13 protein-coding genes and 1 pseudogene are annotated in these 11,857 nt (G+C 68.8%); 13 read left to right on the top strand and 1 reads right to left on the bottom strand.

Annotation, left to right across the window (positions count from 1 at the left end; translation table 11 throughout):
* Positions 1 to 56 precede the first annotated feature (56 nt).
* The 13 genes and pseudogenes from ffh to FHU36_RS41495 all read left to right on the top strand — a co-directional run bounded on the left by ffh (position 57) and on the right by FHU36_RS41495 (position 11,244).
* On the top strand, positions 57 to 1,613 hold the full coding sequence (gene ffh / locus FHU36_RS41555) for a signal recognition particle protein (protein WP_185089572.1): 1,557 nt from the start codon (positions 57 to 59) through the stop codon (positions 1,611 to 1,613).
* A 296-nt stretch (positions 1,614 to 1,909) separates the two neighbouring features.
* Positions 1,910 to 2,350: a 30S ribosomal protein S16 gene (rpsP, locus tag FHU36_RS41550; RefSeq protein ID WP_185089571.1), complete on the top strand. Its 441-nt coding sequence runs from the start codon at positions 1,910 to 1,912 to the stop codon at positions 2,348 to 2,350.
* A gap of 1 nt (position 2,351) precedes the next feature.
* A complete protein-coding gene (locus tag FHU36_RS41545; protein WP_125631367.1) occupies positions 2,352 to 2,597 on the top strand; it encodes an RNA-binding protein in 246 nt (81 codons plus the stop codon).
* 295 nt (positions 2,598 to 2,892) lie between these two features.
* A complete protein-coding gene (gene rimM / locus FHU36_RS41540; RefSeq protein WP_185089570.1) occupies positions 2,893 to 3,393 on the top strand; it encodes a ribosome maturation factor RimM in 501 nt (166 codons plus the stop codon).
* A 23-nt stretch (positions 3,394 to 3,416) separates the two neighbouring features.
* Positions 3,417 to 4,196, top strand: coding sequence for a tRNA (guanosine(37)-N1)-methyltransferase TrmD (trmD, locus tag FHU36_RS41535; protein WP_185089756.1), 780 nt, complete (start codon positions 3,417 to 3,419; stop codon positions 4,194 to 4,196).
* A gap of 137 nt (positions 4,197 to 4,333) precedes the next feature.
* The gene (rplS, locus tag FHU36_RS41530) at positions 4,334 to 4,696 is read left to right on the top strand and encodes a 50S ribosomal protein L19 (RefSeq protein WP_185089569.1); all 363 of its coding nucleotides are present in this window, start codon (positions 4,334 to 4,336) and stop codon (positions 4,694 to 4,696) included.
* Positions 4,697 to 4,986: 290 nt separating this feature from the next.
* Entirely contained in the window at positions 4,987 to 5,844 is an 858-nt protein-coding gene (gene lepB / locus FHU36_RS41525) for a signal peptidase I (protein ID WP_185089568.1), read from the top strand.
* Positions 5,844 to 6,437 carry a signal peptidase I gene (lepB, locus tag FHU36_RS41520; RefSeq protein WP_185089567.1) on the top strand — a complete coding sequence of 198 codons (594 nt, stop codon included), beginning with the start codon at positions 5,844 to 5,846 and terminating at the stop codon, positions 6,435 to 6,437. Before lepB (FHU36_RS41525) ends, lepB (FHU36_RS41520) begins: the two co-directional genes overlap by 1 nt.
* Positions 6,438 to 6,838: 401 nt before the next feature.
* Positions 6,839 to 7,507, top strand: a complete 669-nt coding sequence (locus FHU36_RS41515) for a ribonuclease HII (protein ID WP_185089566.1) — start codon at positions 6,839 to 6,841, stop codon at positions 7,505 to 7,507.
* A 39-nt stretch (positions 7,508 to 7,546) separates the two neighbouring features.
* Positions 7,547 to 7,870, top strand: a complete 324-nt coding sequence (locus FHU36_RS41510) for a DUF2469 domain-containing protein (RefSeq protein WP_185089565.1) — start codon at positions 7,547 to 7,549, stop codon at positions 7,868 to 7,870.
* Between the two features lie 1,288 nt (positions 7,871 to 9,158).
* Entirely contained in the window at positions 9,159 to 9,512 is a 354-nt protein-coding gene (locus FHU36_RS41505) for a YraN family protein (protein WP_185089564.1), read from the top strand.
* Positions 9,513 to 9,761, top strand: a pseudogene (locus FHU36_RS41500) (magnesium chelatase domain-containing protein); the annotation flags it as partial.
* A gap of 31 nt (positions 9,762 to 9,792) precedes the next feature.
* Complete coding sequence (locus FHU36_RS41495; RefSeq protein WP_185089563.1) at positions 9,793 to 11,244, top strand: recombinase family protein; 1,452 nt, start codon at positions 9,793 to 9,795, stop codon at positions 11,242 to 11,244.
* On the opposite strand, the gene FHU36_RS41490 is transcribed toward FHU36_RS41495, so the two are convergent.
* Complete coding sequence (locus tag FHU36_RS41490; protein ID WP_185089562.1) at positions 11,241 to 11,834, bottom strand: hypothetical protein; 594 nt, start codon at positions 11,832 to 11,834, stop codon at positions 11,241 to 11,243. The genes FHU36_RS41495 and FHU36_RS41490 overlap by 4 nt on opposite strands.
* Between the last annotated feature and the right edge of the window lie 23 nt (positions 11,835 to 11,857).

Genomic DNA, 11,857 nt, shown 5'->3' with positions numbered 1-11,857 from the left:
CGGAGCGGCTAGGCTGAGTCCAAGACCTTCATCCGCTTCGAGGACTGGCCAACCACGTGTTCGAGACGCTTTCCGACCGGCTGACATCGGTCTTCTCCTCCCTCCGATCCAAGGGTCGGCTGTCCGACGCCGACATCGACGCGACCACCCGCGAGATCCGCATCGCGCTGCTCGAGGCCGATGTCGCGCTGCCGGTGGTCAAGGCATTCGTCGCCCAGGTCAAGGAACGCGCGCGCGGCGTCGAGGTCTCTCAGGCGCTCAACCCGGCGCAGCAGGTCGTCAAGATCGTCAATGACGAGCTGATCGAGATCCTCGGTGGCGAGACCCGCAGGCTCCGCTACGCCAAGACCCCGCCCACGGTGATCATGCTCGCCGGTCTGCAGGGCTCCGGCAAGACCACGCTGGCGGGCAAGCTGGCCCAGTGGCTGCGCGAGCAGGGCCACACCCCCATGCTCGTCGCCGCCGACCTGCAGCGCCCCAACGCCGTGCAGCAGCTCCAGGTGATGGGCGAGCGCGCGCAGGTCGCCGTCTACGCCCCCGAGCCCGGCAACGGCGTCGGCGACCCGATCGACGTCGCCCGCCGCTCGATCGACGAGGCCAGGCGGCAGCAGCACGACATCGTCATCATCGACACCGCCGGCCGCCTCGGCATCGACCAGGAGATGATGCGGCAGGCCGCCGACATCCGCGCCGCGGTCACGCCCGACGAGGTGCTGTTCGTGGTCGACGCCATGATCGGTCAGGATGCCGTCACCACGGCCCAGGCGTTCATGGACGGGGTCGGCTTCGACGGCGTCGTCCTCACCAAGCTCGACGGTGACGCCCGCGGTGGCGCCGCCCTGTCGGTCAGGCACATCACCGGCCGGCCGATCATGTTCGCCTCGACGGGTGAGAAGCTCGAGGACTTCGACGCCTTCCACCCCGACCGGATGGCGTCCCGCATCCTCGACATGGGTGACATCCTCACCCTGATCGAGCAGGCCCAGAAGACGTTCGACGAGGAGCAGGCCGCCAAGATGGCGGGCAAGCTCACCTCGGGCGAGAACTTCACCCTCGACGACTTCCTCGAGCAGATGATGATGGTCCAGAAGATGGGCCCCATCAAGAACCTGCTCGGCATGATGCCCGGCATGGGGCAGATGCGCGACCAGCTCAACGCGATCGACGACCGCGACCTCGACCGCATCGCCGCCATCATCCGGTCCATGACGCCCGGCGAGCGCCAGGATCCCAAGATCATCAACGGCTCGCGGCGGGCCCGCATCGCGGCCGGCTCCGGCGTCACCGTCACCGCCGTCAACAACCTCGTCACCCGCTTCTTCGAGGCCCAGAAGATGATGAAGCGGATGGCCGGCGGCATGGGCATCCCCGGCATGCCGGGCGGCCGGGGCAAGGTGAGCAAGGCGCAGAAGAAGGGCAAGAAGGGGCGCAGGGTGAGCGGCGACCCGCGCAAGGCCGCCCTGGGCAAGGCCCCGTCCGGCTCCGGCGAGGACGCCGCGCCCGCGCCCAAGCCGGGCGGCGTGCTGGGCAACCTCGGCGGCAAGCTGCCGCCGGGCATCGAGCTCCCGCCGGGCTTCGACCCCTCCAAGCTCAAGCTTCCGGGCCAGCAGTAGCCGTGAGGCCGCCGCCGGGGCGCCCCGTCCGCTGACGGAGGCCCTGGCGCGGCCTCCCGCCGGACCCGCTGGAGACGCGCGCCGGACTCGAGTTCGGCGCGGGGCCGGCGGCGGCCTGCGCGTCATGTCGCTGGCAGTGCCCGGGATCTGGCACAATGGCATGTTGGAACATCGTGACCAGTCGGGTGCCCTCTCACCTCCTGGCGGTCACGCCTGTCCCTGGAGCGAGCGTCCTGTCGTGCCCCACTCGGCGAGGCGTAGCTCACCCGCGCTCGAATGCAGGAGAGACCACACCCGTGGCAGTCAAGATCAAGCTCAAGCGGCTCGGCATGATCCGCAACGCTCAGTACCGTATCGTCGTCGCCGACAGCCGCACCAAGCGTGACGGCCGGGCGATCGAGGAGATCGGCCTGTACCACCCGAAGCAGAACCCGTCGCGCATCGAGATCGACGCCGAGCGCGCGGCCTACTGGCTCGGAGTCGGCGCGCAGCCGACCGAGCCGGTGCTCAAGCTGCTCAAGCTCACCGGTGACTGGCAGAAGTTCAAGGGCGAGCCCGCCCCCGCTCCGCTGAAGGTCGCCGAGCCGGCTGCCGACCGGCACGCCCTCTACGAGGCCGCGGCCAAGGAGGCGCTGGCCGGTGGCGACACCGGCACGACCGCCACCACGCCCAAGAAGGCCAAGAAGAAGGACGAGGCCGAGGCCGCCGCCGAGACCCCGACCGAGGGCGAGGGCTGACGTGCTCGAGGAGGCTCTCGAGCACCTCGTGAAGGGCATCGTCGAACATCCTGACGATGTCCGGGTTCGCGCTCGCCGCATTCGCAGCGGGCGCGTCCTGGAGGTCCGGGTGCACCCCGAGGACCTGGGCAAGGTCATCGGTCGCGGCGGGCGCACCGCCAAGGCGTTGCGCACCGTGGTGAACGCCCTGGCCGACGGGAAGTACGTACGGGTCGATCTGCTCGACCTGAACGAAGCGGTCCGTTAGCGTCAGGTTTGCACGCCCTCATCGGGACCTTCCGATGGGGGCGCTTGCGTTCGCGGCCCTTCTCGCCTCCGGCGGGAGGCCGCCGCTTGCGCCTCGCCGGGCTCGGCCCACCGGGCAGTGCCTCGTAGCCCTTCCCGTGAGCCGCCGCATCGGTTCGCCGCCACGCGAAGGGGAACGTCTGCCCGTGGCGGAGGCGCGACGCCCAGGGCGGCGTTCGCCGCGTACGAGGTGATTTCCACGCCCGTGAAGACGGGCGTCCATGCTGGAGACATCGGGTGAGAGAAGGCAGGTTCACGTGCAGCTGGTCGTCGGACGGATAGGCCGCCCGCACGGAGTGCGCGGCGAGGTGACCGTGGAGGTGCGCACCGACGATCCCGAGCTGCGCTTCGCCGTGGGCGCGTCGATCGCCACCGACCCGCCGGGCCGCGGCCCGATCGTCATCGAGGGCCGCCGCTGGCACAAGGGCAACCTGCTGCTCGTGCTCGCCGGCGTCGCCGATCGGGACACCGCCGACCAGCTGCGCGGCACGATGCTCGTCATCGACTCCGCCGAGGTGGAGCCCTCCGACGACCCCGACGAGTTCCACGACCACCAGCTCATCGGGCTCACGGTCGTGACGACCTCCGGCGAGCAGGTCGGCGAGGTCACCGATGTGCTGCACCACGGCCAGGACGTGCTGGTCGTCGCCCGCGCCGGGCAGGACGACGCGCTCATCCCGTTCGTCAAGGCGCTCGTGCCGGAGGTCGACCTGGAGGACGGGCGGCTCGTCGTCGACCCGCCCGAGGGGCTGCTGTGATGGAACGCCCCGCACCGGGCACCATGCGGCTCGACATCGTCTCCATCTTCCCCGAGTACTTCGCGCCGCTCGACGTCTCGCTGATCGGCAAGGCGCGCGAACGTGGCATCCTCGACGTGCGGGTGCACCAGCTTCGCGACTGGGCGCACGACGTGCACAAGACGGTCGACGACACCCCCTACGGCGGCGGGCCCGGCATGGTCATGAAGCCCGAGGTCTGGGGCGAGGCCATCGACACGGTGATCGGCGACGGGGCGCCCCGCATGATCGTTCCCACGCCGAGCGGCCGGCCGTTCACCCAGGAGGTCGCTCAGGAGCTCGCGGCGGAGCCGTGGCTGCTGTTCGCCTGCGGCCGCTACGAGGGCATCGACTCGCGGGTCATGCGCGAGTACGGCACGCGGCTGCGCGTGGACGAGCTGAGCATCGGCGACTACGTGCTCGCCGGCGGCGAGGTCGCGGTGCTGGTCATGGTGGAGGCCGTCGGCAGGCTGCTGCCCGGCGTGCTCGGCAACGCCCACTCGGCCGTCGACGACTCCTTCGCCCCCGGCGCGATGCAGAACCTCCTCGAAGGGCCCGTCTACACCAAGCCCCCCGTCTGGCGCGAGCACGAGGTGCCTTCCGTGCTGCTGTCCGGCCACCATGGCAAGGTCGCCCGGTGGCGGCGCGACGAGGCGCTGCGCCGTACCGTCGCCAACCGGCCCGAGCTGGCGGCGGCGCTCGACCCCGCGACGCTCGACAAGCGCGACCGTGAGGTCCTCCAGGAGCTGTCGTTTCGCGTCGGTCCGGAAGATATGGCAAACTGAGGCGTTGCCAACCGTCGTTTGGTTGGTCTGTCATGCCCGGGGATCGATCCCGGGCTCATCACATCAGCAGGCGTGTCCGCCGCGAGCTCCGGCCGGGTGGACCTCCGCGTGCTGGCAAGACTTTGAGGACAGCTCTCATGCACACGAAGATCCAGGAGCTCGAGCAGGCGACCCTGCGCAGCGATGTGCCGGACTTCCGCCCTGGTGACACGCTCGAGGTTCACGTCCGAGTCGTCGAAGGCAACCGATCCCGTATCCAGGTCTTCAAGGGCTTCGTCCTGCGCCGCCAGGGCAGCGGCGCCCGCGAGACCTTCACGGTCCGCAAGGTGAGCTACAGCGTCGGCGTCGAGCGCACCTTCCCGGTGCACAGCCCGGTCATCGAGAAGATCGTGCGGGTCACCCGTGGTGACGTGCGTCGCGCCAAGCTCTACTACATGCGTGACCTGCGCGGCAAGGCCGCCCGCATCCGCGAGAAGCGCGAGGCGACTCCCGCCAAGTGACCAGGCGTTGACCGACGGCAGGTGCCGCCCGGAGCGGCACGGCCGTCCACCTGAGCGGCCACGCCGATCCCGGCGCGGCCGCTCGTTCGACGGGACGTGCCCACTCCGGCACGACCGTCCGCTCGACGGCTCGTGCCCACCCGGCACGGTTCCGTCCCGCTCGGTGGCCCGCGCTCAGCGCGGGCCATCCGCATTTATCGGGGCACTTCTCTTTATGTGGAGCGACTCGGGCGCGGGTGTAACGTCGGTCGAGCGTTGTCGGGCCGGTGCATCATCTAGGCTCATCAGCGATGACTAGCGAGAGCCAGGAGTACGGCGCCGCGCGCCGCCCTGTCGAGGACGAGGTGGACGTGGTCGCCGAAGAGACTCAGAAGCCGGCGAAAGGCGACAAGGAGAAGAAGGGGTCGTTCTGGAAGGAGCTTCCCGTCCTGGTCGTCGTGGCGCTGGTGCTGGCCCTGATCATCAAGACCTTCGTGATCCAGGCCTTCTACATCCCGTCCGAGTCGATGCAGAACACCCTGCTCAAGGACGACCGCGTCCTGGTCAACAAGCTCGTCTACCACACGCGGGACATCGAGCGCGGTGACGTGGTGGTGTTCTCCGGCGTCGACTCCTGGGACCAGGAGTTCCAGCTGGAGGAGCCGTCCAACCCCATCGCGGCGTTCTTCCGCTGGGTCGGCACGGCGTTCGGCGTGGTCCCCGGCGAGAAGGACTACATCAAGCGGGTCATCGGCCTCGGCGGCGACCAGGTCAAGTGCTGCGACTCCAAGGGCCGCATCACGGTCAACGGCGTCGCGCTCAACGAGGAGAGCTACCTCTTCCCCGGCAACGAGCCCTCCGACAAGTTCTTCGACGTCAAGGTGCCCGAGGGGCACCTGTGGGTGATGGGCGACCATCGCGCCGTCTCGCTCGACTCGCGGGCCCACCAGGGCGACCCGGGCGGCGGCTCGATCCCCGAGAGCCAGGTCATCGGCCGGGCGTTCGTCATCGTGTGGCCGTTCTCCCGGGCCGGGACGCTGTCCATCCCCGACACGTTCGCCCAGCCCGCCCTGCAGGCGCTCGGCGGAGCCACGCCGTTCGTCGCCGGGTTCGCGCTGGCCGTACCCTTGGTTCTGGTCCGCAGACGCCGGGTGCGCAAGGGGCGCTGATGGCCGACACCGAGAAGGCGGAGGGCGTGCAGCAGAAGAAGAAAAAGGGCGGCTTCCGCGAGACCGTCTTACTCCTGGCACTCGGCGTCGGCATCGCGCTGCTGCTCCAGCAGTTCGTGGTGGGATCGTTCTACATCCCGTCCGAGTCCATGGAGAACACCCTGCAGATCAACGACCGGGTGTTCGTCAACAAGCTCTCCGGCAAGCCCGAACGCGGAGACATCATCGTCTTCAAGGGCTGGAACGGCGAGGACACCATCAAGCGGGTCATCGGCGTCGGGGGTGACACGGTGGTCTGCTGCGACTCCAAGCGGCGCATCACGGTCAACGGCACTCCCCTGGACGAGTCCTCCTACCTGTACCCGGACGACTATCCGTCGGGCGACGAGTTCAAGGTCAAGGTGCCCCCGGGCAAGCTCTGGCTGATGGGCGACCACCGCAGCGCCTCGGCCGACTCGCGCAGCCACACGAAGGATCCGGGGGGCGGATTCATCGCCGAGGAGGCGGTGGTCGGCAAGGCGGTCATGCGCTACTGGCCGCTCTCCCGCGGCCTGATCTTCACCAGGCCGGAGACCTTCGACAAGGTCAAGTAGCCCCTCCCCTACGGGTCCGTCCGCCCTCGGTCGAGCCCGGGTGCGGACCGAGCCGGAGGCTCCGGTGATGTCGCACCATCGCCTGGCTGAGCCACCAGGCAGGGGGAGGCCCACACGCCGCCAGGTGTGTCACCCCCTCCGGCCGGGGTGCGTCCCTCGTGAGGCGGCAGTACCGTCTGTCGGGGTCGTGGGCAGCCCCCGGAGGGGTGTCGGCGGGTGCGGTCCAGCCCCGGACCAGTCGGACGCTCGCCGATGGTTCTGGCCGGTCTCCGGGTAGGCCGGGACCCCGGCCTGTTCGCCGGAGGTCCGGCCAGGTAGGGGTTCCCGGCGGTCTCGTACGGTCCGCCAGGCCGGGTTTCCGGTCGCGGTTTGCGGCGATTGGGGCGTACGCTGCCTCTGTCATGACAGTTGCGTTCCGTCCCCGCCCGAGCGTGGTCCGGCGCGATTCCGGACTCTACGCCTACGAACGCGCGCTCGCCCGCCGGGGCCTCACCCCGATCGCCGGCGTCGACGAGGCCGGCCGGGGCGCCTGCGCCGGGCCGCTGGTCGTCGCCGCCGTCGTCCTGCGCAGGCAGATCGTCGGCCTCGACGACTCCAAACTCCTCACCCCCGCCACGCGCGAGCGGCTCTACGACCAGATCATCCGGTCGGCGCACGTCGGCGTCATCGTCATCCCGCCCACCGAGATCGACGCCCGAGGCCTGCACCGCAGCAACATCTCGGGAATGCGGCGCGCGGTCGCGCAGTTGACCTGTGACCCGGAGTACATCCTCACCGACGGCTTCCCGGTGCCCGGCCTGCCGGCGCCGTCGCTGGCGGTGTGGAAGGGGGACCAGGTGGCGGCCTGCGTGGCGGCGGCGTCGATCGTGGCCAAGGTGACCAGGGACAGGCTGATGGTTACGCTCGACGCCGAATTCCCCGCCTACGGTTTCGCCGACCACAAGGGATATGTCACGGCAGCACACCGGCTGGCGCTGGAGACGCACGGCCCGTGCCCGCACCACCGTTTCTCCTTCGTCACGGTGGCCAGAGAGATGGGCGAGAATGAAATGGGGGCCGGGGTTGCCTGACCAGGCACACCGGGGGACCGGTACGACAGGAGGACCGCGATGAGCGCAGAGGATCTCGAAAAGTACGAAACCGAGATGGAGCTGCAGCTTTACCGCGAATACCGTGATGTCGTCGGACTGTTCACCTACGTCGTGGAGACGGAGCGGCGCTTCTACCTGACCAACTCGGTCGACCTCGACGTTCGCACCGCCGAGAACGGGGACGTGTTCTTCGACGTGAAGATGCAGGACGCGTGGGTGTGGGACATGTACCGTCCGGCGCGGTTCGTGAAGAACGTCCGCGTGGTCACGTTCAAGGACGTCAACGTGGAGGAACTGTCCAAGGCCGACCTGGAAATGCCGAAGGAGGGCTTCTCCCAGTGACACCGGCGCGTCCGGAGGGCTCCTCCGGCTGACCGCTGGGGGCTTTCCGGGCGTTGCGCGGTGGTCGCGTGGTCCGGGCGGATCACACATCGTCCTGTTGGCTCGTCCTTTTGGCGCCCGAACGCGCGCCGGCCTCCCGGCTCGGCGCCGCGCTGCGGCGACGAGGAGCGCCTCCCGACGTGTTGACCGGCGGCGTGACCGATGCGGCTGATCGTGGGTGGCCCGCATCCGCACCCCGGCCACCCGTCCTGCCCACTCGTGCACGCTCGCCGACCCGGGGTCCGACCCGGGGGTCCGATGCAGGCCCCCGGTGCGCGCGCCCCAAGGCGATCGTTCCGCGCCCGCCCACCTCGCACGCGACCCTCACCCGCGTGCGCGACGACGTGGAACTTCCCCGCGCGTGCTCACGGCCCCGACACCCAACGCCTCACGTGGGCCTCCGGCACGTCCGCCTCCGGCACGTCCGCCTCCGGCACGTCCGCCTCCCGGAACCCGCCTCACGCCCGCGTCGGCACCCCCTCGGCTCGCGCCTGGCCCTCCTAGCGTCCAGGTCGCTCACTCGTCTTGGGACCCTTTCGGGTTCGGGTCGCTCACTCGTCTGGCACCCTCTCGCGTCCGCGTCCGTCAGCCGCCTGGCGCCGAGGCTCCGCATCGATCTCAGGTCCGGCATTCCTCGTCCGCGTCCGTCACCCGCCTGGCGCCGAGGCTCCGCATCGATCTCAGGTCGGGCATTCCTCGTCCGCGTCCGTCACCCGCCTGGCGCCCAGGCTCCGCATCGATCTCAGGTCCGGCATTCCTCGTCCGCGTCCGTCAGCCGCCTGGCGCCCAGGCTCTGCACCGACCTCACGTCCGGCATCCCTCGCCTCTCGTTCCGTACCTGGAACCCGCCCGCGTCCGGGATCCACCTCCTAACCCGCCTTCGGCCGCGTCGTTCCCGTATCACGAACTACACCGCACACCCGTAGCCCGCTGATCGCACGTGCGACATGCACGCATGTCCCGACGCGGAGAACACGGTGGTGGTAGCCCTTCGGCTCTTGAAACAAGTGGCTGTTGAGAAAAGACGCAGCCGCAGCGAACCACCACAGAACCGCCCCCGCGGACGCCGGGCCCAGCCATGTGCCTTCTGTCCAGGCTTGGACCCAGGCCCACCACCAGGCCGCCCACGTGCCGCTGAACCCGGCGTTGTCCACAACCTTCCGACTCTCCGGCGACCTTTTCCCCAGAACCCCGTTCGCGAGCCCCGCCCCTGCCCCCACTGGGCGAAGGTCGTGCCCGGAGGTGGCACATGGCCGCGAAGAACGACCTCGGCAGACACGGCGAGCAACTAGCCGTCGACTACCTGGAAGCCGAGGGAATGAAGATCATCGAACGCAACTGGCGCTGCCGTCACGGCGAGATAGACGTCATCGCAGAGGACGGCTCCACACTGGTGGTGGTCGAGGTCAAGACCAGGTCGGGCAGGTCCCACGGCACGGCGCTGGAGTCCGTTCGTCCGGCCAAGCTGAGCAGGTTGCGCATGCTGGCCGCGAAGTGGCTGGCGTCCCAGCCGCGTACGTTCCCCACGGTCAGGGTCGACGTCATCGCCCTGGAGCGCTTCGCGGGCGACTACTCCTTGCGTCACGTCCGGGGTGTGGTCTAGATGGCGGTCGCACGCACCCGCAGCGTCGCCCTGGTCGGAGTGACCGGCCGTACGGTCGAGGTGGAGGCCGACGTCGGCAACGGACTGGCCGGCATCCACCTCATCGGCCTCCCCGACACGGCCCTGAGCGAGGCGCGCGAACGGGTCAGGTCGGCGATGGTCAACAGCCACTATCCCTGGCCCGACGCCCGCATCACCGTGAGCCTGTTTCCGGCGAGTCTGCCCAAGCGAGGCAGCCAGTTCGATCTAACGAATGTCAAGCTATGGCATAGTTAACGCTATGCAACGTGACGCGATCATCTACGTCCGCATCTCTCGGGACCGTATCGGCGCAGGTCTAGGCGTTGAACGGCAGCGAATCGACTGCGAGAATCTCGCCGCTCGCCTCGGCTGGAACGTCGTGGCGGTCTACGACGACAACGACATGTCCGCCTACTCGGGCAAGCCGAGGCCCGGCTACAAACGCATGCTTGAGGATCTCAGAGCAGGCTCAGCAACCGGTGTATTGGCCTGGCACACCGACAGACTCCACCGATCGCCCACGGAGTTAGAGGAGTACATCCAGATCGTGGAGCGTCACGGCGTCGACACGCAGACCGTGCGGACTGGTCAGCTCGACCTGTCCACGCCGGCCGGCCGAATGAACGCCCGCAACCTTGGCAACTTCGCACGATATGAGGTCGAGCACATGAGCGAGCGCCAGCAGGCGAAGAAGCTGCAGAAGGCCGCCGCCGGCGAGTGGTTCGGGGGACGTAGGCCGTTCGGGTTCGAGCCTGACGGGGTGACCGTGCGGACTACGGAGGCCGCCGAGCTCGACGCCAGGGGAGACGACCTCCTGTCCGGACTGAGTGTCCATGCTGTTGTGCGCGACTGGAACGCCCGAGGCGTGACGACGGCCACCGGAGGCAAGTGGACCCCCAACAGCGTCCGGAGAGTCTTCCTGCGGCCTCGCAACGCTGGCCTGATGGAGCACCGCGGCGAGATCGTCGGGCCGGCGAAGTGGCCAGCGATCATCGAGGAGACCAAGTGGCGGGCCATCGTCGCGCTGCTCAACGACCCGTCTCGACGGACGACACCCGGCCCGCAGCGTCGGTGGATGGGCTCAGGGCTCTATGAGTGTGGCATCTGCGTCGAGGCGGAGGAGGAGAAGACAACAGTTGTTGTCGCGACCGCGGGCCTAAGCAAGGGTGGTCAGCGGAAGACGGTTCCGTCCTACCGGTGTGCCGCCGGCCGTAACCACGTAGCTCGCAGTCCAATACACCTCGACCGGTACGTGTCCATGCTGGCCGTCGAGTGGCTCTCCCGTCCCGGCGCCGTCGAGGCGTTCGAGCGGAAGGGGGACGACTCCGCAGCGCGGGCCCGTGTCCTTGAGCGTGAAGCGCTGCGCATCCGTGACGAGGAGGCCGCCGAGATGTTCGCGGCCGGCCAGATGACCAAAGCTCAGCTCATCGCCGCCAACGAGAAGACCGCTCAGCGTCGCTCAGAGCTCGACCAGGCCGACGCTGCCGCAGCCCGCGTGACTGCGTTGGCGCCGTTCCGCAAGGGTGACCCTCAAGCCGTCTGGGATGGCCTCGACCTCGACCGTCGGCGAGCCGTCATATCGCAGATCATGCGCGTCATCATCCTGCCGGGGAAGCTGGGGCGTCCCGAGGGGTGGACGCCCGAGTACGGCAAAGAGTGGGGATACTTCGACCCGAAGTACATCCGAGTCGAGTGGAGGGTTCGCGCCTAGCGTTTCCGTCGACCGTCCGTGACCTCGGGCAGTAGCTCCAGGTCGCGGGCCTTCCGGATGTAGTTCCCCGCCATGCGCGGGCTCACATCAAAGGCACGCTGTACAGCCTGCGTAGGGTTCTTTTCCCCGTGCTCCCGGTATACCTTCGCCACTTCAGCGAGGAAGGCCGGCGTGATCTTCCGGGCGCCTTTACCCTTGCGTGCTTGGCCGATTATGCGCGCAGCCTCGGCGCGCGCTCCACTACCGAAGTCTTGCACCGCGACCATATGGTCACTCTCTTCAAGGATGACGCGCTGCGAGAACAGGGCGAACGTGCGTTCGACCAGGTCGGCGATGCTGATGTCCCGCAGGTCGAGCTGCTTAATCTCCCGGCCGTTCTCGAGGCTGGCGAAGGATAGTTCCCGGCACTGCGGTATCCCGTCCAGCACCTCCAGGCGAGCTGTTATGCGTGGCTGACCTGCTCTACAAGGCACCACCACGGTGATGCGCTGCGGAAGCAGCCGATCGCCTACCCGGACAAGCGGGGTCCCGCCCTCGGTCTCGGCGTACCCGGTCTCGAAGTTGATGCGCGTCTTCACGGCTTGCGGCACGCCACCAACCTAGCAGTTTTGGC

This window comes from Nonomuraea muscovyensis, from assembly GCF_014207745.1.
GTDB classification, from domain to species: Bacteria; Actinomycetota; Actinomycetes; order Streptosporangiales; family Streptosporangiaceae; genus Nonomuraea; species Nonomuraea muscovyensis.
This window is presented reverse-complemented; position numbering and strand designations above follow the sequence as displayed.

Excerpts from the sequence above, each read along its gene's own strand:
- trmD (WP_185089756.1), top strand. The coding sequence starts at position 3,417 with ATGCGGCTCGACATCGTCTCCATCTTCCCCGAGTACTTCGCGCCGCTC.
- rplS (WP_185089569.1), top strand. The coding sequence starts at position 4,334 with ATGCACACGAAGATCCAGGAGCTCGAGCAGGCGACCCTGCGCAGCGAT.
- lepB (WP_185089568.1), top strand. The coding sequence starts at position 4,987 with ATGACTAGCGAGAGCCAGGAGTACGGCGCCGCGCGCCGCCCTGTCGAG.
- lepB (WP_185089567.1), top strand. The coding sequence starts at position 5,844 with ATGGCCGACACCGAGAAGGCGGAGGGCGTGCAGCAGAAGAAGAAAAAG.
- FHU36_RS41515 (WP_185089566.1), top strand. The coding sequence starts at position 6,839 with ATGACAGTTGCGTTCCGTCCCCGCCCGAGCGTGGTCCGGCGCGATTCC.
- FHU36_RS41510 (WP_185089565.1), top strand. The coding sequence starts at position 7,547 with ATGAGCGCAGAGGATCTCGAAAAGTACGAAACCGAGATGGAGCTGCAG.
- FHU36_RS41505 (WP_185089564.1), top strand. The coding sequence starts at position 9,159 with ATGGCCGCGAAGAACGACCTCGGCAGACACGGCGAGCAACTAGCCGTC.
- FHU36_RS41495 (WP_185089563.1), top strand. The coding sequence starts at position 9,793 with ATGCAACGTGACGCGATCATCTACGTCCGCATCTCTCGGGACCGTATC.